This window comes from Gluconobacter japonicus, from assembly GCF_002723975.1.
Taxonomy (GTDB): Bacteria; Pseudomonadota; Alphaproteobacteria; order Acetobacterales; family Acetobacteraceae; genus Gluconobacter; species Gluconobacter japonicus.
Genome location: NZ_BEWO01000034.1, coordinates 1 through 24,010 on the forward strand (window position 1 = coordinate 1; position 24,010 = coordinate 24,010).

At 52.8% G+C, this 24,010-nt stretch carries 19 protein-coding genes and 1 pseudogene; 14 read left to right on the forward strand and 6 right to left on the reverse strand.

Annotated features, from left to right (window positions below):
• Positions 1-1,323, reverse strand: a 1,323-nt coding sequence (locus GJA01_RS13810; RefSeq protein ID WP_062502664.1) for an NAD(P)/FAD-dependent oxidoreductase, incomplete at its 3' end; no start/stop codon positions are given.
• Positions 1,324-1,449: 126 nt separating this feature from the next.
• On the reverse strand, positions 1,450-1,803 hold the full coding sequence (locus GJA01_RS13815) for a cupin domain-containing protein (protein WP_062502666.1): 354 nt from the start codon (positions 1,801-1,803) through the stop codon (positions 1,450-1,452).
• Between the two features lie 217 nt (positions 1,804-2,020).
• Here GJA01_RS13815 and GJA01_RS13820 point away from each other — a divergent pair, with 217 nt between their 5' ends.
• On the forward strand, positions 2,021-2,686 hold the full coding sequence (locus tag GJA01_RS13820; RefSeq protein WP_062502663.1) for a haloacid dehalogenase type II: 666 nt from the start codon (positions 2,021-2,023) through the stop codon (positions 2,684-2,686).
• Positions 2,687-2,737: 51 nt separating this feature from the next.
• Here the strand turns inward: GJA01_RS13820 and GJA01_RS13825 are convergent, their stop codons facing one another.
• From GJA01_RS13825 to GJA01_RS13835, 3 genes are read right to left on the reverse strand one after another with little or no spacing between them, the layout of a single operon-like run.
• On the reverse strand, positions 2,738-4,012 hold the full coding sequence (locus GJA01_RS13825; protein WP_062502662.1) for an NAD(P)/FAD-dependent oxidoreductase: 1,275 nt from the start codon (positions 4,010-4,012) through the stop codon (positions 2,738-2,740).
• Positions 4,013-4,024: 12 nt separating this feature from the next.
• Positions 4,025-5,380 carry an MFS transporter gene (locus tag GJA01_RS13830; RefSeq protein WP_062502661.1) on the reverse strand — a complete coding sequence of 452 codons (1,356 nt, stop codon included), beginning with the start codon at positions 5,378-5,380 and terminating at the stop codon, positions 4,025-4,027.
• A 35-nt stretch (positions 5,381-5,415) separates the two neighbouring features.
• On the reverse strand, positions 5,416-6,798 hold the full coding sequence (locus GJA01_RS13835; RefSeq protein ID WP_062502660.1) for an aminotransferase class III-fold pyridoxal phosphate-dependent enzyme: 1,383 nt from the start codon (positions 6,796-6,798) through the stop codon (positions 5,416-5,418).
• 210 nt (positions 6,799-7,008) lie between these two features.
• Between GJA01_RS13835 and GJA01_RS13840 the strand changes: the two genes are divergently transcribed.
• The 13 genes from GJA01_RS13840 to GJA01_RS13900 all read left to right on the forward strand — a co-directional run bounded on the left by GJA01_RS13840 (position 7,009) and on the right by GJA01_RS13900 (position 23,282).
• Positions 7,009-8,490, forward strand: coding sequence for an aldehyde dehydrogenase family protein (locus tag GJA01_RS13840; RefSeq protein WP_062502659.1), 1,482 nt, complete (start codon positions 7,009-7,011; stop codon positions 8,488-8,490).
• Between the two features lie 4 nt (positions 8,491-8,494).
• Entirely contained in the window at positions 8,495-9,643 is a 1,149-nt protein-coding gene (locus GJA01_RS13845) for an amidohydrolase (protein ID WP_062502658.1), read from the forward strand.
• A gap of 2 nt (positions 9,644-9,645) precedes the next feature.
• Positions 9,646-10,719: a tartrate dehydrogenase gene (locus tag GJA01_RS13850; protein WP_062502657.1), complete on the forward strand. Its 1,074-nt coding sequence runs from the start codon at positions 9,646-9,648 to the stop codon at positions 10,717-10,719.
• Positions 10,720-10,893: 174 nt separating this feature from the next.
• The gene (locus GJA01_RS13855) at positions 10,894-13,380 is read left to right on the forward strand and encodes a TonB-dependent receptor (protein WP_253783129.1); all 2,487 of its coding nucleotides are present in this window, start codon (positions 10,894-10,896) and stop codon (positions 13,378-13,380) included.
• A 26-nt stretch (positions 13,381-13,406) separates the two neighbouring features.
• Positions 13,407-14,126: an HAD-IA family hydrolase gene (locus GJA01_RS13860; protein ID WP_062502655.1), complete on the forward strand. Its 720-nt coding sequence runs from the start codon at positions 13,407-13,409 to the stop codon at positions 14,124-14,126.
• Positions 14,127-14,424: 298 nt separating this feature from the next.
• Complete coding sequence (locus GJA01_RS13865; protein ID WP_253783126.1) at positions 14,425-15,903, forward strand: ABC transporter substrate-binding protein; 1,479 nt, start codon at positions 14,425-14,427, stop codon at positions 15,901-15,903.
• Positions 15,900-16,856 carry an ABC transporter permease gene (locus tag GJA01_RS13870; protein WP_082785206.1) on the forward strand — a complete coding sequence of 319 codons (957 nt, stop codon included), beginning with the start codon at positions 15,900-15,902 and terminating at the stop codon, positions 16,854-16,856. Before GJA01_RS13865 ends, GJA01_RS13870 begins: the two co-directional genes overlap by 4 nt.
• Positions 16,853-17,659: an ABC transporter permease gene (locus tag GJA01_RS13875; protein ID WP_062502653.1), complete on the forward strand. Its 807-nt coding sequence runs from the start codon at positions 16,853-16,855 to the stop codon at positions 17,657-17,659. Before GJA01_RS13870 ends, GJA01_RS13875 begins: the two co-directional genes overlap by 4 nt.
• Before the next feature lie 2 nt (positions 17,660-17,661).
• Positions 17,662-19,485 carry an ABC transporter ATP-binding protein gene (locus GJA01_RS13880; protein ID WP_062502652.1) on the forward strand — a complete coding sequence of 608 codons (1,824 nt, stop codon included), beginning with the start codon at positions 17,662-17,664 and terminating at the stop codon, positions 19,483-19,485.
• A complete protein-coding gene (locus GJA01_RS13885) occupies positions 19,482-20,939 on the forward strand; it encodes an NAD-dependent succinate-semialdehyde dehydrogenase (protein ID WP_062502651.1) in 1,458 nt (485 codons plus the stop codon). Before GJA01_RS13880 ends, GJA01_RS13885 begins: the two co-directional genes overlap by 4 nt.
• A 29-nt stretch (positions 20,940-20,968) precedes the next feature.
• Positions 20,969-21,472 carry an Lrp/AsnC family transcriptional regulator gene (locus GJA01_RS13890; protein ID WP_023941688.1) on the forward strand — a complete coding sequence of 168 codons (504 nt, stop codon included), beginning with the start codon at positions 20,969-20,971 and terminating at the stop codon, positions 21,470-21,472.
• On the forward strand, positions 21,469-22,344 hold the full coding sequence (locus GJA01_RS13895) for a GNAT family N-acetyltransferase (RefSeq protein ID WP_062502650.1): 876 nt from the start codon (positions 21,469-21,471) through the stop codon (positions 22,342-22,344). The genes GJA01_RS13890 and GJA01_RS13895 overlap by 4 nt, the downstream gene beginning before the upstream one ends.
• A gap of 11 nt (positions 22,345-22,355) precedes the next feature.
• The gene (locus GJA01_RS13900; RefSeq protein ID WP_062502649.1) at positions 22,356-23,282 is read left to right on the forward strand and encodes a 2-hydroxyacid dehydrogenase; all 927 of its coding nucleotides are present in this window, start codon (positions 22,356-22,358) and stop codon (positions 23,280-23,282) included.
• On the opposite strand, the pseudogene GJA01_RS13905 reads toward GJA01_RS13900, so the two are convergent.
• Positions 23,221-23,847 (reverse strand): annotated as a pseudogene (locus GJA01_RS13905) (IS3 family transposase); the annotation flags it as partial. The gene GJA01_RS13900 and the pseudogene GJA01_RS13905 overlap by 62 nt on opposite strands.
• Positions 23,848-24,010: the final 163 nt, after the last annotated feature.

The following is a 24,010-nucleotide window of genomic DNA, read 5'->3' on the forward strand; positions in this document are numbered from 1 at the left end:
GAATTCCGATACTTTACCCCAAGCCGATTTTTTAAAGCGATCAAGCTTATACTGTTCAACTTCGGTAATTGGTTCCCGCCCCAACAATAGATCTGCGATAAGATGTCCAGCACCGGGTCCGATGCCAAAGCCATGCCCCGAAAAACCGGCCGCAATGAAGAGGCCTGGAACACCACTCTCCGAGTCAATAACGGGAACCCCATCCGGTGTACTATCAATGTATCCTGCCCATTTGGCCTGAACAGACACCTCTTTTAGCGCAGGCAGAAGTGCTTGGGCGTTTTCAAGGGTCTTACGAATGGTTCTAGCATCCGGCTTCGGATCCAAGATACGTGTTCTTTCCATTTGTGTCGGCCGATCGAGTTTCCATTTAGCGATGGTATCAAAACCATATCGCCAGCCCTGAAAATCGCCAGGCGCAAGATGGCGCCATCGTCGGGCAAACATTGGGAGAAATTCTGTTGCACTTTTCAGTATCCCAGGCGTGGGATCGACGCGACCATTTCCAGAAATGGCGAGTGTATAGCCGCCATCGCCGCGCCTTGTGACAGATGCATCATGAGTATGCAGAGCGTCTGGAAGGCCGAATGCACCCGGTTTGACAGAAAGAATTGACGATCGGACAGATGCTTGCGGAAGGTTAACCCCAACCTGATTCAGGAAAGACCGAGCCCAAACGCCTCCAGCCATGACAACCTGTGATGTGCGAATGGTTCCACGTTCCGTCACAACACTGCAGATAGCTCCGCCTGACACCTCCACGCCACGAGCTGCGCAGTTCTGAACGACGTGACCACCGTGTTTGAGGACTCCCTTGGCAATCATGGGCGCGGCGAGTGACGGGTCAGCAATGCCATCAGTCGGAGACCATACGCCCCCAAGCCATTTTCGATGTGTAGCGTTCCCTCGCTGTGCGGCTTCAGTTGCGTTCAGCATTCTGGTGTCCACGCCTTCGCCTCTGGCAAATTCGCCCCAGCGTGCCCATCCGTCCAGTTCAGCCTGACTGTTTGTCAGATACAGTAATCCACAGCGACGGAAGCCAAGATTTTCACCGATGTCTGCTGTCATGTCTTCCCAAAGAGAAAGACTTCGGGTGGAGAGGGGTAGCTCGCGTGCATCGCGATTTTGCTGGCGACACCATCCCCAGTTTCTGCTGGATTGCTCAGCTCCAACCGTGCCTTTCTCGAGGAGAAGGACCTTCATTCCCGCCCTGGCCAGCCAGTAAGCTGCTGAAACACCCACAATTCCAGCACCGATAACAACGACATCTGCTTCTGCAGGAATGCTGGAACTGGTCTGAATCAGGTGCAGTGGGGCAGGCATGAAAGTCTCCGTGCTGGGTGCGGACGAGTGTAGGGGTATTCAGACAGGTTTTGACACTGCAAACCCTGCCTGAATGGCAGAGTATTGCGAACTTCAGCTCAGGTTCAGTAGGGACACGGCTTATGATCATTCCACGAAGACATAGATCTTTTTGACTGTTTCTATTGTTTCCCACGTTCCAACAAAGCCGGGTTTCATAATGAAGCTATCTCCAGCTTTGAAGAGATAAGACTCTCCTTCGTTTTCCGTGATTCTGACAAGGCCTTCAAGGATATGACAGAATTCGAAAGCTTCACCCTTAATGGATTTAGTTGTGCCGGGAGTGGCTTCCCATATACCTGTGCGAACATTCCCGTTGCGGGACGTATCTAGCGCCCATGTCTTAAAAGCTGGAGAGCCTGAAATGAGACGTTCTGGAGTCGATACGGATTCACGTGGGGTAAAGTCCGGGCTCGTCTGAACAGGAAGAAGCAGGCTCATGGAAGATCTCACACAGTGGGGATTTGCAGATCTAATGTGCTGCGTTCTGCGCCGGTTCTGATCCTGATTTTTAAACCTGGGCAGCAGAGCGTGCTACATCCTCGTTTGAATATGAAATTTCCTGCGTCAAACAATAAAAACCTGATAACGACTATCGGCCTGAAGGCGGCATCATAACGATTATGCCAGACAGTAATGGCCTCACAAGGAATCGTATATGACCTTCCGTCCCAAGTTCATTACCTTTGACTGCTACGGCACGTTGACATTTTTCGATATGGCCGGTGCGGCCCGTAGGATCTACGGTGAAGTACTGGGTGAGCCAGCGATGCAGCTCTTCATTAAAAATTTTGCCGCTTACCGGCTCGACGAGGTGCTGGGCGCATGGAAACCCTATGCGGAGATTGTGCACAATGCTCTGGAACGGACGTGCAAGAAGAATGGCGTGCCATTCCGTGAGGAAGATGCCTTGCAGATTTATAATGAGGTTCCAACCTGGGGGGCTCATCCCGATGTGCCTGCGGGTCTTGCCAAGGTTGCCAAGGAAATCCCCTTGGTCATTTTATCCAACGCCATGAACAGTCAGATCATGTCGAATGTCGAAAAGCTGGGTGCACCGTTTTACAAGGTCATCACGGCTGAGGAAACGGGCACTTACAAGCCGCAGATGAACGGTTTTGAATATATGCTTGATATTCTTGGTTGTGGGCCAGAAGACATCACGCACGTATCATCGTCTTTCCGCTATGATCTCATGACCGCTTATGATCTGGGGATCCGGTCAAAAGTCTGGGTCAACCGGGGTCATGAACCAGCTAATCCCTTTTATGAATATGAAGAAATCAAGGATATCAGTGGGCTTCCCGGCGTCTTCGGCCTTTAACGAGAGTAAGCCAGCAGGAGGATCACTCTCCCGCTGGCTTATCTGAAAACATTAAAGATATTTGTCCTTAGCACGATAATAGGCACCCACGACGGGCATGAAATGCGTTGCTAGTCCGTAAGCTGGGATAGGCTGCCATGGACGGTTCCACCCAGGAATATCAACCTGTTCCCCGGAAAGCTTTTGTCCTAACAGGTGGCCAAGATGGACGGACATTTGAACGCCATGTCCGCTCAGGCCCATCGCATAGGTAACGCCCTTCCACTCACCAGCATGTGGCAGGCGGTCCACGCTCATGTCGACGTTGCCGCCCCAGCAATAATCGATTTCCGTGCTTTCAAGTTCAGGATAGATTTCAGTCAGCGCGGCATGAAGAATCTGCCCTGACTGAATGTCAGACTTCTCGCTGGATTGCGAAAAATTGGCGCGTCCGCCGAAGATTAGACGTCGGTCTGCGGTCGTCCGAAAATAGTTATGGATGTTTCGGGTCGTGACGACATTGCGACGCCCGGGAAGAATGCGGGAAAACAAATCTTCCGACATGGGCGCCGTGGCAACAATGAAGCTGCCAACCGGCATGATGCGGCGGCGGAACCAGTTTGGTGCTTTTCGGCTTGTTCCGGTTGCCAGCAGCACATTTTGTGCCTGAATAACACCTGTGGAAGAGGAAACTTCAAACACGTTACCCGCACGGCGAAGTGCTGTCATAGGCGTGTTTTCGAAGATTTTCGCACCTGCGGACATGGCGTTCGCTGCAAGCGCACTCCCAAATTTTCCGACATGCATCTGTGCGCTTTTGCGATACAGCATCCCGCCTTCGAATGTTGTCGATCCACCGATTTCTGCTGCAACGGCGTCGCGGTCGAGAAGATCAGTTTCTGGGTCAACATGCTGTTTTACAGCGTCCTGATCCGCCCGCAGACCAGCGAGATGCTTTTCAGTCCAGGCAACTTTCAGCTTTCCGCATCGACGGAAGTCACAGTCGATGTTTTCGGTCGTGACGATCTGCTCGACCGTATCTACAGCATCATCAAAGAACCGGTACAGTGCAACGGCCTGTTCGAGGCCATATTTTCCGACCATGGCCCGAAAATTGCCAGCCGTCCCGTTGTTGACGTGTCCGCCATTTCGGCCAGAGGCATGACATGCAATCTGGTCTGCTTCGAGGACGACAACAGTCTTGCCGGCCTTGGCTAGGGTTCGAGCGGCTGAGAGGCCAGTAAAGCCGCCGCCTACAACCACGACATCTGCACGGGTAGGAAATTCCGACAGAGCAGTACCTGATACAGGTGAAATGCTATCCAGCCAGTAGGGAACAAGTTTCATGAATGATCTCCGTTAGGAGGCGCAGATGGAAGAAGAGGATGATTGGGTCTGGGAAAGAGGTTCTCCCAAGGACGCATTCTTTGTTTCTGGAGCCCAGATCCAACTGATAAGCAGTCCTGCCAGCATGAAGCTGGCTGCTATGAGCATCATGGGTTGCATCCCAAATTGCGTATATCCCAGAGGAAGCAGAAACGTTCCGAGTGCTGCACCCAGTCTGCTGAAGGAGCAGGCCATACCGACCGCACTGGCACGGATTGCTGTTGGAAACAGCTCGTTAGGATAGACAAACTGCAGGCCGCTTCCTGCTGCCTCGGATACCGAATACAGAATAAACCCGGAAAAGATCATCCAGCTGGCAGGGGTGGTTGAAACTCCGAGGAGCAAAAGGCCCAGCATGCTGATTGCAAAAGTGCCGATCAGTAACAGGCGCCGCCCCATCAGATTGATCAGCCCAAGCGTAACGGGAAGAATTCCCAGGATGGTCAGTCCGGTAATGCAGAGAGATCCGAGAAGCGCGTTCTGGACGTGATACTGATGCAGGAGCTGAGCCTGAAGAGTGTGGATGGCAAATCCCGGAGCGCTTTGCAGGATCCAGAACGCGCTGACAAACACGAGTGCCCCACGATAGGGAGATCGAATGATCTGAAGCAGGGAGAGATGCCTCTGATATTCTACGCTGGGGAGAATATCTGCCTTCAGGTGCTCGCGTATAACGTTTCTTGCGTCTTCGGTCCGTCCCTGCTGAACCAGCCAGCGGGGAGACTCAGGTAATCCCATACGCAGGCAGAAGAGCACAATTGACGGAATGGCGCTGGAGACCAGCATGATCCGCCACGAGATATCCGGGAAGAAGGAAAGGCCATAGCCCACGGCGTAGCTTGCGGTATATCCTACCCACCAGGCGAGAATTAACCCGGAAAGAACTGGACCGCGGAGTTTACGTGGCATGAATTCTGCGACGTAAGACGTCGCAATTGGATAATCTGCACCAACTGCTACACCGAGCAGGAAGCGAAGGGTTACCAGTAATACAAGACCGGAGCACGCTCCCTGCAAGAGGGAGAAGACTACGAACGCTGCGATGTTTAAGGTAAAAAGAGGCCGTCGCCCAAGGTGATCCGAAACTGTGCCCCCCAGCATTCCGCCTGCCAGAACGCCAAGAAGGGCAGCCGCTCCGACGAGGCCTGTCTCCGCGCCTGTGAGATGAAGTTCGCGCACGATGGATGGGAGAGCAATGCCGATGATCCCGAGGATGTAGCCGTCACAAAACGGTCCCCCGGCAGAAATCAGGGCCAGTTTTGAATGAAAGCCGTTAGCAGGCAGATCATCCAGGGTGGTCGGTCCAGAGGAGGAAACTTCAGGTGTCATGATGGGGCAACCTTCTGTTTCCTCCTCTGGCGTGGTCAGGCTTTGAGAGCGCTGGCTACGGCTGGATCTTCCATTACGCGGTCCAGTACCGAGACAATACCGTCACAAAGCTGATCCATTTCGGCGATCGTGCTGCACAGTGGGGGGGCAAGTCCGATGACATCGTCGCCAAAGGCCCGGAAAAGAATACCTTGCTCATAGCCATAGCGGCTGAGTTTTCTGGAAACTCCAAGCTGGGCATCCGGTTTGGTTTTATTTGCCTTGTCGGTCACAAGTTCAATGCCGGCAAGCATCCCAACAGATCGGGTTGTGCCGACGAGTGGATGATTGTCTAGACCGCGCAAACGCAAAGCAAGATGCTCGCCAACACGGGTTCCATTTTCAAGCAGGCCGCCTTCATAGAGATCCAGTACTGCGAGGCCGATGGCCGCACTGACGGGATGGGCGCTATAGGTCTGCCCATGTCCGACGGAGACACCTGACGGGGTCTTGTCACGGATCGTCTCGTAGATTGTATCAGACATGAAGACGCCACCCATTGGGGCGTAGCCAGCCGTCAGACCCTTTGCAACGGTCATCATGTCCGGTTCAATGTTCTCATGAGCACAGGCAAAGAGAGGGCCGGTTCGCCCGAAACCTGTGATGACTTCATCAACGACGAACAGAATATCCAACTCGCGGCAGGCTGCCTGCATTGCCGTTGCCCAGCCCTTTGGCGGGATAATGACGCCGCCGGACCCCTGAACAAGTTCGCAATAGAAGGCTGCAACATGCTGTGGACCGCCAATTTTTACGATTTCATTATGGAGCGCCTGTACCGAAGCCTGAATGATGGCTTCAGCGTCCGGTCCTGCAGGATGGCGGTAGGGATCGGGGCTTGGAATATGATGCTGCCACGGGAGTGGGACATCTGCATCACGATGGAAGGCCGGAAGCGCAGTCAGGCCTGCGCCGACGAAAGATGAACCATGATAGCCCTTCTGTAGCCCGATGACATGGCGCTTTTCGGGCGTACCCCGTGCATGCTGGTAGTAACGAATGAAGCGAAGCGTGCTGTCCACCGCATCAGAGCCACCAAGAGCAAAATAGATGTGATTGAGATGCCCTGGAGCATGTTGTGTCAATCGTGCTGCCAGTTCGATAGCGGGCTCATTTGAAAAGCCGAAATATCCAGTGGCATAGGGAAGCTTTTCAAGCTGGCGACGACCTGCCTCGATAACGCTCTCGCAGCCGTAACCGGTATTGACGCACCAAAGCCCAGAAAAACCATCCAGAAGATGGTGGCCTTTGCTGTCCGTCAGCCAGACCCCCTTGCCAGTTTCGAGAATGGTCGCTCCACTGGCTTCGTGCCCCTGCCATGACGAGACGGGATGGATGAGGTGTTCGCGGTCAAGCGAGACGAGACGTGGCGTATCCATGATGATTCCTGTCCTGATCCTGTAGGTGATCATCGCGCAAAGCCTGCGATATGTAATGCAAGAAAAGCCAAGATCCGGAGCATAAAATGCTGTTGGTGCGGTCGTAATAGCAGGGATATTCAAATGTGCTGAGGAAGTATTTTGCCGTTTGCTCCACATGTCCTGCTGCGCACATTGTATCTCTCTCGCAATGGTCTTTCGCAGGCATGAATGATGACAGGCATTACCTTTAACCCTGCCCAGGTGGCGCTACCAAACGCGCATTTTGTGGGTGGAAAGCTTCTGAAAGGTGAGGGCGTTATTCCTGTTCGCGCGCCTTCGAATGGTCGGTTGCTCTGTCATCTGCCGGAAGCCGGTGCGGATCTGGTGGATTATGCGGTCTGCCTGGCGAGAGATGTACAAGTGCGTTCTGGTTGGGCGACCTGTGCCCCGCGGGAGCGGGGGCGTGTGCTGAGGCGCTGGGCCGATCTTGTAGAAGGCAATGCTGTGGAACTGGCGCGTCTGGAGACAGTCTGTTCGACGCGCCCTATTGCAGAGACAACGGGCTGGGACGTGCCTTTTACGGCAGAGGGCATCCGCTTTTTTGCCGAATATTCCGATAAGTTGGGCGGGGAGGTCGCTGCGACCCAGAATGACATGTTAGGCTTTGTTCTAGCTGAACCATATGGCGTCATTGGGGCCATTGCTCCTTGGAATTTCCCTCTGGTCATGGGGAGCTGGAAAGTGATTCCGGCGCTGGTGGCTGGAAATGGTGTCGTTCTTAAGCCGTCAGAAATGACGCCTTTTTCGATTGTTCGTCTGGCGGAACTTGCTGTCGAAGCGGGTGTTCCGGCAGGCTTGTTCAACGTTGTGCAGGGAACGGGTCCCATCACGGGCGATGCTCTGGCACGACATCCGGTCTGTGGAAAGCTGACATTCACTGGTTCTACAAGAACTGGCATTGAAATCATGAAGGCAGCAGCGGAGAGCGGTCCCAAGCCTGTCACGCTTGAGTTAGGCGGGAAAAGTCCGCAGATCGTTTTTGATGATATCCGTAATGTAGATGGTGTTGCTGATCGTATCCTGAGAGCTTTCACGGGAAATGCGGGACAGGTCTGTGTTTCTGGATCGCGTCTTATTGTTCAGAGGGCGGTTCATGATCTCCTTGTGGAGAAGATCGTTGAGCGCGCGCAGGGCCTCGTTGCTGGTGCGCTTGAAAAGGCCGAAACACGGTACTCCCCGATTATCTCAGAGCGACAGGCGACATCCATTGAGCTTGCGGTTCAGGATAGTGTGCAGGCGGGAGCCTCAGCGTTTCTTCCTCTCAGTCGTCTGAGTAGTTCAGGAGGTGCATTTCTCTCACCGTGCATTCTTACCAATGTCACGCCGCAGACGCGGGCCGTAAAAGACGAGCTCTTTGGCCCGGTGCTGACGGTTCAGACATTTGATGACGAGGCTGAGGCACTCTCTCTGGCGTCTCATGCGACTTACGGTCTAGCTGCCGGGGTTCATACGTCGGATCTCGGGCGTACCATGCGGGCTGTGCGGAACCTGAAAGCTGGCACCGTCTGGGTTAATCGGTACGGCCGCTCATCAGACTTTGTGATCCCTACTGGCGGGTATGGTGGTTCAGGGATTGGCAAGGATCTGGGGCGTCAGGCTGTTGAAGCCAATTTACGCTATAAAAGTGTTCTCATGGCGTTTGAGGGCTGACGCCATGGATCTTGCTGACCTCATTGCGCTGCGAAAAGATCTTCATGCTCATCCTGAGCTGAGGTTCGAGGAGTTTAGAACATCCGATATCGTGGCGAACGTTCTCACGTCTCTGGGGTACTGCCCATCTAGAGGACTGGCAAAAACTGGAGTTGTGGCCTCTCTTCAAGGAAAGAAACCTGGTCCATCCATCATTTTGCGGGCAGATATGGATGCCCTGCCGATCAATGAGCAGGGAGATCATTCGCATAGCTCTCGCCACCCGGGTCGCATGCATGCTTGCGGGCATGACGGGCACACGACCATGCTTCTGGGGGCGGCTGCCGAGTTGGCTCTTAACCCGCCGGAATGCGGGACAGTGCATTTCGTTTTTCAGCCCGGGGAAGAAGGGGGAGCAGGAGCCAAAATCATGCTGGAAGAGGGGTTATTGGAGCAATTCCCCGCCGGGCGTGTTTTTGGAATGCATAACTGGCCTGGCCTTCCAACAGGTTCCATGGCGACCCGTACGGGGCCGATTATGGCCGGTGGTTGGCGGTTTCTGGTCGATATAAAAGGGAAGGGATCACATGCGGCCCAGCCCCAATTGGGACGGGATGCACTGACTGTTGGCGCGGCATTCGTTCAGGAGGCCCAATTATTGGTGGCGCGCCGTTCAGACCCTTTGGTGCCAGCGGTTCTTTCCATCTGTACGTTTCATGCGGGAACAACGGACAATATTCTTCCTGAGACCGCAACGCTTCGCGGCACGATCCGCGCTCTGGATGTTCAGGTGCTCAATGACCTGAAAGACGGGATGACACGTCTGGCTGCAGGGCTGGCTCTCGCGCATGACGTGACCATCACAGTACAGTTTCACCAGCCATATCCTGTGACAATGAATACTGCGAACGAGACGACATTGGCGCGTGCAGCTATGGCGCAGGTTGTTGGCGCGCAGGGCACGGTTATTCCTGACATGACACCCAGCATGGCCTCTGAGGATTTTGGCTTCATGCTGGAAAAAAAACCAGGCGCGCTTGTCATGCTGGGAAATGGTGCTTCAGCGCCTTTGCATGCCCCAGACTACGATTTTGACGACACAATCATTCCGCAGGGCATAGCCTATTGGGTAGCACTCGCCCACATGTGTCTGCGCATCAATCAGGACGTTTGATCATGCCAATTTACAAGATTGCTGTTCTGCCGGGAGATGGCATTGGCAAAGAGGTTATGCCGGAAGCCATCAAAGTGCTCGACACTGTCGGGCACCTTTGTGGGATCAGGTTTGATTATACCCACTTTGACTGGAGCTGCGAAACCTGGCTCAAGACTGGGCAAATGATGCCTGAAGATGGCATGTGCCGGTTGGCGCAGAATGACGCGATCCTGCTGGGCGCCGTGGGATATCCCGGTGTTCCGGATCACCTGTCCTTATGGGGCCTTCTTCTCAAGATCCGCAGAGAGTTTGATCAGTATGTAAACCTGCGTCCTGTTCGGCTTTTGCCGGGGATTCCGTGCCCTCTGGCCAACAAGAAGCCGGGAGATGTGGATTTTTGGATCGTTCGGGAAAATGTTGAGGGCGAATACTCCCAGGTCGGAGGCCGGTTTGCAGAAGGAACGGAGGCGGAAGGTGTTGTTCAGAGTGCTGTCTTTACAAAGTTCGGTACAGACCGGATCCTGCGCTATGCCTTTGAACTATCCCGGAAGCTAGGGCGTCCGCATGTAACATCTGCTACCAAGTCGAATGGTCTTTATCATTCCATGCCGTATTGGGATGAACGCTTTGCCGCAATCGGTGCAGAATATCTGGATGTTCGTATGGATCAATATCATATCGATATTCTTGCCGCGCGTTTTGTGATGTCTCCAGAGCGATTTGACGTTGTTGTGGGAAGCAATCTGTTTGGTGACATTCTTTCTGATTTGGGGCCCGGAATGACAGGAACAATTGCTGTTGCTCCGTCTGCCAATATCAACCCTGAGAAAAAATATCCGTCCATGTTCGAGCCCGTACATGGGTCTGCTCCGGACATTTTCGGGCAGAATATTGCCAATCCGATAGGGCAGATCTGGGCAGCTTCCATGATGTTGGATCATCTAGGAGAGGCCGAGGCTGCGGCTCTAATTTTGAAAGCCATGACAGACGTTCTTTCCACCCAGAGCGCTCCTCGTACGCCCGATATGGGAGGACTTGCCGGGACGTCAGATGTAGGGAGTGCCATCGCAAAAGCACTGACTTCGGGCACTTGATAGGCATTGAAGATTAACATGGGGAAACCATTCCAATAACGGAATCATATGCTGCTCAAAGAAGGGAAACGGGAGAATGAACTGAACCGAATATGCAACGAATTGTCTGACAGAAAGAACGCGAATACGGCTCTCTGAGAATTCGAGGAGAGCCCCCTATCGATGGGAACAGACATGTCAGATTCAGCGCAAATGTTCGTTCTTCAATGTTTCGGTTCCAAGGCTCTCTCAAAAGCGGCAAAGAGGCCGGGACGCCTGGTTCTCCTCACGCTCTCAACTTGGCTGTCCATGCAAGGGGCAGTCGCTGCAGGCGTTGCTCATCACCGTCATGCCCGTCCTTCCAGCAAAATCGTACATCATGGTGTAAGCCCCCTTGAGGCAAAGCCTCCCGCGGCGGCTCCTGTGCATCATGATGTTGAATCTCACGCAACAGAAAGCGTTGTAGTACACAGGGGCGTAGCCTCTGCTACAGGTGTGACGAACACAACGCCGGGAGGTGGTCTGATGCCTCCGCAAACCGTGGCGAAGTCGCGTAGCGGTATCACACGGGACTTCATCGCAAAGCAGAGCCCGACCGCAAACCCTGTGTCTATGGTCGCCAGTCTTCCCGGGGTTGTTTACTCTGGGAATGACCCTCTGGGCACGAATGATGATCAGCAAGGGCTGAGTGTTCGGGGTTTGGATCAAACGGAAATCGGATATCTTTACGAAGGTATTCCCACTGCTGCTCCGGTCTATCTCCTGCCATATACGTCTTCCACAGCGGATAACGAAAACATCCAGAGCATTACCCTGACGCAGGGATCGCCTGACATCACGTCGCCTCTATACAACGCGGTGGGGGGAGAGTTGACGGAAAGCCTTCGTGACCCGTCACACAAATTTGGTGGCCTTGCCAACTTCTCTTACGGCTCTTTCAGCCTGAAACGGGAATTCATTCGTATGGATACCGGAGATATCGGCCATACAGGAATTCGTGGATTTCTATCTTTTTCGGCTAGAACGGCTGATGAATGGCGCGGTGTCGGTCAGACGCGGCGTTATCATGTGGATGGGAAATTCGTGAAGGAGTGGGGAGAGGGGAACAAAGCATCCTTCGTCCTTTCCTATAATGATCCTCTTCAGTATTATCTGCGCGCGCCTACAAAGTCGCTGTGGCGTCAGCAGGGCGTGAACTACAATTACGCAGACAAGTATAAAAAAGGAAGTTCAGATTACTATAAGCTTCAGGAAAATGTGCACCGCACGCTTATCCTAGGCGCGCCGGTTAATCTGAATCTCGGTCATGGGCTCAGTTTCAATACAACGCCATATTTCACCTACGCTACCGGATACGATAACGGCGGTACGACACTGTCGAGAAATGGCAGCTATTACGGCAATCAGCCTGCTGGAACTCTGCAGAACACAGGAACCAGTAGCGGGAGTTCTTTTTCGGCGGTTTCGATCGATAAGTATGATCTGTATTACAGTGGAATCAATACAACTCTGTCCTGGACCAAGGGGAATAACACGCTAGCTGTTGGATATTGGTATTCCTACTTTGATCAGTCCGAGCCGTCTCTGTACGAAGCGCTCGGTCCGTATGGGCAGGTGTCCAGTATGTATGGACAATGGGCAGTTAAAACGCAGGATGGATCACTTCTGTCCCAGTATAATATTCATCTGATCCAACAGACAAACTCTCTGTTCATCAACGATACTTACAAGGCCCTGAATGATCGCCTGACTCTGACGGCCGGTTTCAAAGAAACGATGGTGACTCGTAAGGTAACGCAGAATATACCGGGGGCGAATTATCAGAATGGGCAGAGTGATGCTGCGCCGCTGCCTCAGGTCTCCATCAGTTACAAAATTACGCCTCATGACCAAATTTATATTAACGGGACAACATCCTTTCGTCTGCCAGCTTCCATCATGTCATATGTCGATCGTTATAGTGTCTCTACCGGGGTACAGACGCGGTCTCACACTGTTAACCCCAAATCTGAATATGCGATCGGAGAGGAAATCGGGTATCGTCATACTGGTCTCGTCAGTGTTGCACTAGCACTCTTCAACTATAATTTCACGAACCGGCAGATCAATACGACGACGTATGCCAGCGGTACGCCTGTGACAGAGTCTATCAATGGTGGTGGCCAGACAGCTCGTGGTGCACAGATTGAGATGGGACTACGCCCCTGGCATCATTTCAGCCCGTATGTTTCAGCACAGTATTTGCATGCGACGACGGACAACAACCTTCAAGTTGGTAATGATTACGTTCGGTCTGCTGGAAAAATTGCTGTTAAAAGCCCGAAGGTCACGGTTGCGGTTGGTTTGTCTTATGACGATGGAAGCCTCTTCGGGGCCTTCAACATGAACTATGTCAGTAAACAGTACTCAACGTTTATGGATGATGAAAGCATTCCATCCTTTGAGACGTTCAATCTTAATTTCGGATATCGCTTTCATAGTTATATGTATCTCAAGCATCCACAAGTTCAGCTTAACCTTATGAACATTGGTAATAACGGGTTCCTTTCCGGGGTAAGTGGCCTCAGTACGAACGCCAAATCTACAAAGGGTGTTTACGGAACCACCATAGCCGGAAGTTCACCGACCTATTTTGTCGGCGGTGGCTTTGCTGGAGTTCTTTCCTTCACAACCGGGTTCTAATCAGCTTTTCCAGGAAAATTCAGATCATGACACGCAAACCTAAAGTTCTGACATTCGACGTGGTTGGAACGCTGATCGATTTTGAAAATGGGATGAAAAATGCTCTCCTGCAAATTTTGGGAAAGAAGGGTGCAACACTGGATTTTGAAGCATTTCTAACGGAATACCGTGCTTTGCGGAACCGTCCAGACAAACTGCTGTTTCCAGAAGATTTGGCACCTATCTATCTGATCTTGGCGGAAAAATTCTCCCTTCCAACGGGGCAGGGAGAAGAGAAGGCGTTTGTCAAAAGTGCTACGTCATGGCCGGCCTTTAACGACAGTGTGGAAGCTCTGAAAAGATTGCAAAAACATTTCCATCTCGTCGCCATGACGAATGCACGGAGATGGGCATTTGATGGTATGGACAAGACGCTCGAATACCCTTTTTTCAAGGGGTTTACGGTAGACGAAAGTGGCTGTGAAAAGCCTGACCCGCACTATTTCAGCTATGTGCTGGAACAGCTTGCGCCAGATGGCTACACAAAGGAAGATGTGCTGCATGTTGCCCAGAGCCAGTTCCATGACATCGGAATTGCCCGGGAGCTAGGTTATACCGTGTGCTGGATTGAGCGGCGGAAGGCTGTTGGTGGCGGTTTTGGAGGTACTGTGGCGGTGCGGGAACTGACGACACCTGATTATCATTATCATACCCTTGCTGAACTGGCGGATGCCGCGGACTGCGGTGAACTCGTTATGGTTGCCTGAGTGCGCCGTTGAATCTGCTGCATGATCAAAACCATTCAGCAGATTTCTCTGCAATGAGAAGTATTTTGAGTAAAATAATTAGCTAATCCGTGTTTATATCGAAATGAAAGCGGCCTTCTGGGAGGCTTGCATGATGGCAACGGAGACTTGAATGATTTCTTTCAATCAGATGTTTGGCTCTGTTGTTTTGCATGCTTCTTTGCTTACGCACTTCGCTTTTTGAAGAATGAAGATGCAGGTAGGCTCTGTTCTTCATCGGCGATCTGTTCTGAAAGCGACAGGGCTTTTGGTTGCTGGAATGACGTCTCACTCTGTGAAGGCAGCTCCTGTTTCTGGGGGGCATTTGAAAGTAGCTGGGGCAGTCGGATCGTCTTCAGAGACTCTTGATCCGGCACGTCAATCCATGGCAACGGACTATATCCGAGGTCATTTGTTCTACGATGGCCTGATTTCGCTGGATGACAGGCTTAATTCTCGCTTTGCACTCGCCGAGGCGCTGGACAGCAACGATTTTCTAACCTGGAAAATTCGTTTGCGCCGAAATGTTCAGTTTCACGATGGAACTGCCCTGACAGCAGATGATGTTGTTTTTTCTCTACGAAGACATCAGGACCCTGGGGTGGGATCGCAACAATACGCCCTAGCTCGCACCATGCAGTCTGTGCGCGCCGTATCGCCGGGTTTGGTAGAAATCGTTCTAGATGCCCCGAATTCGGATTTTCCAGCTATTCTGGGGATCAGTAATTTTGCTATTTTGAAAGCGGGTACAACAGATTTCAAAGTGCCAAATGGTACAGGTCCTTTTCGGTGCCAGGAATTTACACCAGGTATCAGGACGGTAGCTGTAAGAAATCCGGAATTCTGGGGTGATAGACCCTATCTTGAGAGTGTTGAACTGATTGCTATCCCCGATGAGATGGCACGACATAACGCTCTGATGTCTGGGGATGTGGACCTGATAGCAACTGCCAACCCACGGCTTGTTCAAATGCTGAAACAAGGTGGTTTCGGCGTTGTGGAAAGTCCGGTCGGAACCTACACGGACTTATCTATTCGGCTGGATCAGAAGTATGGACGCTCACCGGAATTTGTCGAGGGCATCAAATTCCTTCTTAATCGGGACCAGATCCGGCAATCTGTCTTTCTCGGCTTTTCGCGGGTTGGGAATGACCAGCCCATTCCACCGGAAAGTCCTTACTTCAATAATCAGTTGCCCCAGCGCACTTACGACCCGGACAAAGCGCGGTTTCTATTCAAGCGAAGTGGGTTTCTGGGCGAAACAATTCCGCTGGTCTGTTCTCCTGCCGCTTTAGCATCCGTCGATATTGCTGTTGTCCTGCAATATGCAGCATCCCAAATCGGGCAGAAAATGGCGGTGCATCGTGTTCCCGCAGATGGCTATTGGACGCAGTACTGGATGAAGGCCCCTTTGGGCTTTGGCAATATCAACCCGAGGCCAGCGCCCAGCCTGACATTTGAGCTTGGTTTTGCAAGTACATCTCCGTGGAATGAATCCCGCTGGCGTAATCCACATTTCGACGGCCTCCTGCGGGATGCCAAATCGACTCGGGATGATAGCAGAAAGCGCCAGCTTTACTGGGACATGCAGGAGCTTGTGTCGTCTGGCTCAGGGGTATGTATCCCGAACTTCACGAATAGTCTTGATGCTTATGCCCCGCATGTCTGTGGGCTTCGCCCCAGTCAGGCTGGTCAGTTGATGGGCTATGATTTTGCGCGTTCGGTCTGGCTCAATGAAAATCGGGGGAGGAAGGTTTGAACAGCCAAACCCTGAAGTCGATTGGTTGGCGTTTTTTTGCCGCAGCAATGTCGCTTGTCTTTGTGATCGTGACTGTTTTTGCCATCACAAATGTCCTTCCTGGCGATGCGACAGATGCGGTTTTGGGTCAGGGTGCGACGCCGCAGGCGGTAGCGGTCATGCGGCATGATCTGGGTCTAGACCGACCTGTATTTTTTCGTTTCTGGTTCTGGCTTTGGGGTGTTCTGCACGGTGATTTTGGACACTCCCTCCTGAATGGTCTGTCCGTTGCGGATGCTATTGGCCCGCGTCTGCACAACTCGCTACTCCTTGCGGGCGCTTCTGCGGCGGTTTCCGTCCCTCTCTCGCTCTTTTTGGGCATCACGTCGGCCATCTGGAAAGACACGGTCTATGATCGTGTCGTATCGATTATGACGCTGGGGATGGTGTCCGTCCCTGAGTTCGTGATCGCTACGATGGCGGTGTATGTTTTTGCTGTGCGGTTACACCTTTTGCCTGCACTGGCAGACGTCGGAAGTGTCCATTCGCTCAGGCAATTTCTCTCTGCCTTTTTTATGCCTGTCGCCAGCCTTGCGCTCGTAACTCTCGCGCAGATGGTTCGTATGACGCGTGCTGCGATGGCTGATGCGTTGTCCGCGCCCTATGTCGAAATGGCTCTTCTCAAAGGTGTCGGCCCGATACGACTGATCCTTGTGCACGCCATTCCCAATGCGATCGGACCGATCGTCAATGCTGTAGCTCTGAGTCTTTCTTCCCTGCTTGGTGGGGTTGTCGTGATTGAAGTTGTGTTCACATACCCTGGAATTTCTGGCCTGATGGTGGATGCTGTCAGTTCACGCGATGTTCCGACGGTACAGGCCTGTGCGCTTGTTTTCTGTGTGACCTATCTCTTTCTCACAACGTTTGCCGACATAGTTACGATCCTGTCTCTGCCGAGAGGGAGAAAAGCATGATCGCCATGATCGAGAAGTTCCGCAGCAGGCATGACAGGGCGCTTCTATTGATTGTGTTCTGGCTTCTTCTAGCGCTTTTCGGGCCGCTGTGCTCGTCTCACGATCCGGGCGCGATTGGTAGCCAGTCTGTCTTTTCGGCTCCTTCAGTCGCTCATCTTTTGGGAACAGACTATCTTGGACGAGACACACTGGCGAGGTTGCTGAACGGTATTCGACACACAGTGCTCCTGTGCTTCGCATCGACGCTAGTGTCATGTTCTGTCGGCACATTCCTAGGGATTGCGGCGGTTACGGCCAGGCCGTGGGTGGAGGCTCTGACAGGAAGGCTGGCAGACGGGTTTTTGTCCATTCCCAGTCTACTCTTCGCTCTGTTGGTCATTGCCGTATTTGGAACATCGACGACGGCTCTGATTGTAACGATGGGAGTTATTTATACGCCCGGAGCATATCGCACGAGCCGTGCGTTGGCTCAAAGGATCGCACGGCTCGATTTCGTGACCGTGGCGCGAGCCAGAGGCGAAAGCACGCCTTATATAATCCTGCAGGAAATTCTTCCCAACATGGCAGGCCCGATGATTACAGACGTAGGGCTGAGATTTATCTACTCGGTGCTGCTGCTCAGTAATCTTAGTTTTCTCGGGATTGGTGTTCAGCCGCCGAAAGTTGATCTGGGTTCCATGGTTCGGGAGAACATGCTGGGTATGGCATATGGTTCGCCTGCAATGATCGTACCGGTCGTCGTGATAGGAATACTGACGGTAGGCATTAATCTTGCGCTAGATTCCAGCAGTGGAAGGCGCTGAACATGGCTGCCACCATTCAGGTCGACAATCTTGAGATCGTGGGACGTCGAGGAAAGGGCACGGAACTTCCGATCGTCTGTAATGTCAGTTTTTCGGTCCAGCGCGGAGAAATGTTGGCGCTGATTGGAGAATCCGGCTCCGGCAAGACCACGGTGGCACTTTCACTGCTAGGCCACATCCGGAAAGGATGCCGAATTGCCGGCGGGACGATCCGGGTTGCGGGATATGACGTGACGGCTTTGACCTCGCATGAATGCCGCTCCATTCGGGGGCGAGTGATCAGCTATGTCGCGCAGAATGCCGGAAGTGCCTTCAATCCGGCATTGTCCATCATGCGGCAGGTCGTAGAGCCAGCTTTGGTTCATCGCACTTTGCCCAGGCGGGATCTGGAAGCCAGGGCAGTTTCCCTGTTCCGGGCGCTAGCGCTTCCTGACCCCGAAACAATCGGTGAAAGGTACCCGGGAGAGCTGTCGGGTGGCCAGTTGCAGCGGTTAATGGCCGCCATGGCTCTGATGACAGACCCAGAAGTCGTCGTTTTCGATGAGCCGACGACAGCTCTGGATGTCACGACCCAGATTGAAGTGCTTTCTGCCTTCAAGGCCGTTTTCGCAGAGCGCGGCATAACGGGCGTGTATGTGACGCATGATCTGTCGGTTGTGGCACAGATTGCCGATCATGCCGTCGTCCTCAAAGATGGAGCCATCCGGGAAGCCGGAACGGTCTCGAAGATCCTGTTTAAGCCCGAGGATCCTTATAGTCAGGCCCTTCTTGCCGCTGCGGAACCCCGTTCACGACAAGCGGACCTTGCCAGACAGCCTGAGCAACGTAGCCTGCTGGACGTGCGTAATCTGGTGGTGGGGTACGGGCAACGCACCGCCGCTGGACTGCCAGAGAAAGTGGTAGTCAATCATGTCAGCTTCAGTGTTCCGAAAGGACGTATGCTGGGCGTGATTGGGGAATCCGGTTGTGGAAAGAGCACCTTGGCGCGCGCGATTTCCGGCCTTCAGCCCTGGGCAGCCGGAGAGCTTTTGCTGAATGGAGAACCGCTGACTGGGAACGTGAGAGAGCGTACGCCTGATCAGCGACGCCATCTGCAGCTTGTGGCTCAGAACGCAGATAGCGTGCTGAACCCTTCGAAACCCATAGGACAAACCCTTGCGCGGGTCGTTCGTTTTTATGGAGGTTTGCGAGGGGCTGCTGCCACACGGCGTGTGAATGAGTTGCTGGATATGGTTCGCCTTTCACCCTCACTCGCATCCCGTCTGCCTTCGGAGCTTTCTGGCGGCCAGAAACAGAGGATCAACTTTGCACGAGCACTGGCAGCCGATCCGCAGATCGTATTGTGCGACGAAATTACAGCGGCCCTGGATACGGTTGTAGCGGCTGCCATCCTAGATCTGATGAAAGAATTACAGCGTGATCTGGGGCTTTCGTTCATCTTTATTACCCATGATCTGCATGCTCTTCAGTCCATCTGTGATCTTATTGCCGTGCTGTATGCGGGACAGGCCGTGGAGGTTGGTCCAGCTATGGCACTGGGGAAGGGCGTGCATCATCCTTACACCCGGCTGCTGCATGATTCCGTTCCTCTCATGGAGCCAGGGTGGCTGGAGAGTACACGAATAAGGCGCGCGGATGAAACAATGCCTGCGACCCTATTAAATTCACTCTCTCTTGATCCAGAGCTATGCTGCTTCCTTGCGCGATGCCCTGATCGTGTGAGCGGCCTCTGTGACAGAGTTCCTCCTCCTGTTCGCTCTGTTCCAGCAGGCCCCAGAGTTCTTTGTCATTTGCCTGCGCCAATCTGTTCGGAGTTTTTGACATGACATTTTTCCTGAACGATCCAGATCTTTTCCGTCAGACTGCCTTTCTCGGAGGAGACTGGAAAGTATCCACGAGCGGCAAGACCCTGACTGTCGATAACCCTTCAACAGGTGAGATCATCGGCAGTATTCCGGCCTGCACGGCTGAAGAAACCCGTGCTGCCATCGAAAGCGCGCGGATTGCGCAGGGTAAATGGCGTCGGAGCTCAGCCGCAGAGCGTGCCGGTCTGCTGATGGCATGGTACCAACTGATGCTGGACCATGCTGATGATCTGGCCAAGATCATGACACTTGAGCAAGGCAAGCCTCTAACAGAAGCCAAAGGAGAGGTTGCTTATGCTGCGTCTTTCCTCAAATGGTTCGCGGCTGAAGCTGAGCACGTACAGGGCAGTGCTCTGGTGCCGACCGCCGAGCGCCGGGTCATCATCCTGAAAGAGCCAGTGGGAGTGACGGCGGCCATTACGCCTTGGAATTTCCCTCTTGCCATGATTACCCGCAAATGTGCCCCGGCTCTTGCCGCAGGGTGCAGCATGGTGATCAAACCGTCCGAACTCACACCGTATTCTGCTCTGGCTCTAGCCGTTTTAGCAGAACGTGCAGGTCTTCCAAAAGGGCTCCTGTCTATTGTGACGGGCTATGCGCAGGAGATTGGTCCGGAACTCACCTCAAGTCCGGTTGTGCGCAAGCTGTCTTTCACGGGCTCTACGAAAGTTGGGGCGCTGCTGATGCGTCAGTCCGCGGACACGATCAAAAAGCTCAGCCTTGAACTGGGCGGGAACGCTCCTCTCATTGTCTTTGATGACGCCGATCTTTCTGTTGCGGCGTCCGGAACAATGCTGAGCAAATTCCGGAACGCCGGACAGACCTGTGTCTGCGCGAACCGTGTTTACGTTCAATTCGGAATTCATGATGCATTTCTGGAGAAACTCGCAGCAGAGGTGATGACTCTGAAGACGGGCGATGGATTTGATCCGCAAACGCAGATTGGGCCGCTGATTAACGAAGCTGCTGTCGCCAAGGTGAAAGAACATGTAGAAGACGCTTTGGCTAAGGGCGCTCGCATTGTGGGTAAACCACTGGACATTAACGGTCGGTTCGCATCTCCCGTGCTACTGGCGGATGTGACGTCCGAGATGCGGATTGCACAGGAAGAAACGTTTGGTCCGGTCCTGCCCATTTTTCGTTTCGATAACGAGCAGGATGCAGTTCAGCAGGCCAATGCTACCCCCTTCGGTTTGGCGAGCTATTTCTTCACGAGTGACATCGCGAGAGGTTGGCGGGTTGGCGAGGCTCTCGATTTTGGCATGGTAGGACTGAACACCGGTTCCATCTCCCTTGTGTCAGCACCCTTCGGGGGCGTGAAGCAGTCCGGGCTCGGCCGGGAAGGGGGCGCACTGGGCCTCGAAGAATTCCTGGAAGTGAAGAGCTTTCACATTGGACTGCCGACTGCACAATGACCTCCGTTGAAGAGGAAATGGCCTGACTTATGGCAATCGCGCCCAAGCTTGATCGTATTGATCTTAAAATCCTTGCTCAGCTGCAGAAGAATGGTCGGCTGACCAATGTAGAACTGGCAAACCGTGTCGGGCTGTCTGCCAGCCCATGTCTCATTCGTGTCAAGCGGCTGGAAGCAGCCGGGTACATTGTGGGATATGGGGCGCAGATTGCCCTGCAAAAAATCTCAAGCGTTATGACTGTCTTTACAGAGGTCACACTGTCAGATCACAGACGGGATGATTTTTTTCGCTTTGAGACTGCAATGCAGAAAGTGGAATCTCTGGTGGAGGCGCATCTTATCAGTGGTGGCTATGATTATTTGTTGAAATTTATGGTAAGAAATATTGATCATTATCAGGGAACAATCGAGTCTCTTCTGGATCAAAATATCGGAATCGAGAAGTACTTTAGTTATATTGTTATAAAGTCCCCCATTTTAAAGCCAGCATTTTTGATTGAAAGTCTTACCAGAAACACGGAGCGTTCGTTATGAGCCTAGAAAACGCGAATGTACGTGAACAAACGGCCATTAACCTCCGGAGTATGACCGAGGAAGATCTGGGGGCTGCATCGGGTCTGTCAAAGGTATTGGGGTGGCCACACCGTCTCGAAGACTGGGATTTCATGCTGCGTCTTGGTCATGGGTTAGTGGCGATGTTGGAAAGTGGAGAAATCATTGGCACCATTATGTGGTGGTCGTTTGGGGAACGTCACGCCACAGTCGGGCTTATTATTGTCAACGGTGCGTGGCAAGGGCACGGGATCGGCACAAACATGCTGACCACCGTGCGCAGGCTTCTGCCGGGCTGCTCAATATCCCTTAATGCGACGCCGGCTGGCCAGCCGCTCTATGAAAAACTGGGTTTTGTTCCGACGGGGATTGTGGAGCAGCATCAGGGTAATGGTGTGTCTTCTCCCATCATTGCTCTGGATGCGGGCCAGCGGCTGCGTCCGGTTGTTCAATATGATCTTCAGGATCTCATAGCGTTCGATAGGGCCGCTACGGGGATGGATCGATCTGCGCTTGTTGAGGAGCTGGTGCAGAACGCCAAAGGCGTGGTGATCGATACGGAAGAGGGGATCAGGGGATACTCGTTCTGCCGTCGGTTCGGATGGGGATGGCTGATTGGTCCTGTCGCAGCGGAAACGACAGAGCAGGCAAAGGCGCTCATTTCTCATTGGATCGGAACGTATGGTGGAGAATTTATCAGAATTGATATGCCGACTTCATCTGGTCTCTCAGGCTGGCTGGATGAAATGGGGCTGATCCGCGTGGATGTCGTCAACACAATGTCGACCGAGCCTGTGGTGATCTCTGAAAATGCTCCGCAATATTTTGCTCTGACCAGTCAGGCTCTCGGTTAAGGATTATTGAAATGTCTTTTGTGCTAAAATCTACTGAAGAGCGTGCACGTCTGTGGAAGCCAATGTTCGCCAGCGAACTGCCTGAGCTTGCGTTTCATGTCTGGCCTGAGACCGGCAATCCGCAGAAGGTTCGCTATCTCGCTGCGTGGCAGCCACCGGAAAATCTGGCAGAAAACTTTCCTAATCTTGAAGTGCTTTTTTCTGTTGGTGCAGGTGTGGATCAACTGAACCTTGCCTCAATCCCCGAAAATGTCCGGGTCGTCCGTATGATGGAGCCAGGCTTGACGGAGGGAATGATAGAATACGTCCTCTGGGCTGTTCTTTCTTATCATCGGAATATGTTCCAATACGCGCGTCAGCAAGGGGCGCATGTCTGGAAAGGTGCGCCAAATGTATCTTCAAGCCTGTTTCGGGTTGGGGTGATGGGCATGGGAGCGCTTGGTACGCCTGTTCTAAAAAAGCTGTCGCAGTTTGGATACGTCTGTCATGGCTGGAGCAGAAGCCGACATGACATTCCCGGAATCAAAAGCTATGCAGGGCCTGAAGAACTGGATGCTTTTCTGGCGGCCACAGATATCCTTGTATGCTTGATGCCCCTGACTGAAGCCACAAAAGGCATCTTAAGCCGGAAACTGTTTGAAAAGCTTCCAAAAGGGGCCTGTCTTATCAATTGTGGCAGGGGAGGGCATCTCGTACAGGATGATCTGCTCTGGGCACTGGATAATGGCCAATTGAGTCAGGCGGTTCTTGACGTGACCGATCCCGAACCCCTCCCTGAGGGTCACCCACTCTGGGATCATCCGTCAATTGTTCTCACACCCCATATCGCCAGTTCGTCTCGTGCAGCAGCGGGTGGAAAAATGATTATAAAAAATATTATGCAGTATGAAAATGCACTGAATATGATCGGAGAGATTGACAGATCTTTCGGATACTAAAAATACGCGAAAGCGAGCTGATGCTGCCGAGATATGAATGGCGTCGTCGCGGATTATAAAATCCATTGATATATTGGAAGATGGCATTGGTTGCCTGCCGCCTTGTCGGTCATGTCTGTCACCAGAGCAGTTCTGCTTTCAGGCTTTTGAAGAAGGTCTCAACGGCGGCATTATCAAAGGAGTTTCTCTTGCCGGACATGAACGGGATCATTTTATATTTCGTCAATTCCTGCTGGAAATCATGAGAGCAGTATTGGCTCCCGCGATCAGAGTGGAAAATACAGCCAGGCGAAGGCATGCGCAGACGCACGGTCATATCAAGCGCTCTGATGACGAAATCTTTCTTCATCCGGTCGCTTGCTGACCAGCCTATAATGCGTCGGCTGAACAGATCGATGACGGCGGCGAGAGTATTTAAGGCGAAACCTAGAGTATCTCGGCTGTCGGTCGTAACTTTATGCTGGCGGGTACGCACGAGACGGATGCCGTTGAGCTTCATCAGCCACCCGACACGACGTTCGCCAAAATTGAGCCCTGCCTCTTTAAGTTCTGCGGTCATCCCGGGCCAAATCTGCCGCCATGCGGGTCCGTGACAAACCGCTGCTCAAGGCAATCCTCACTGACTCATGGCGAAATTTTTCTGTGTGTGTCATTGCCATGGTTCCGTGCCTCTCTTGGTGCGAGCATAAAATGCTCAGTGAACCGACACAAAATCATCACAAGTCAAG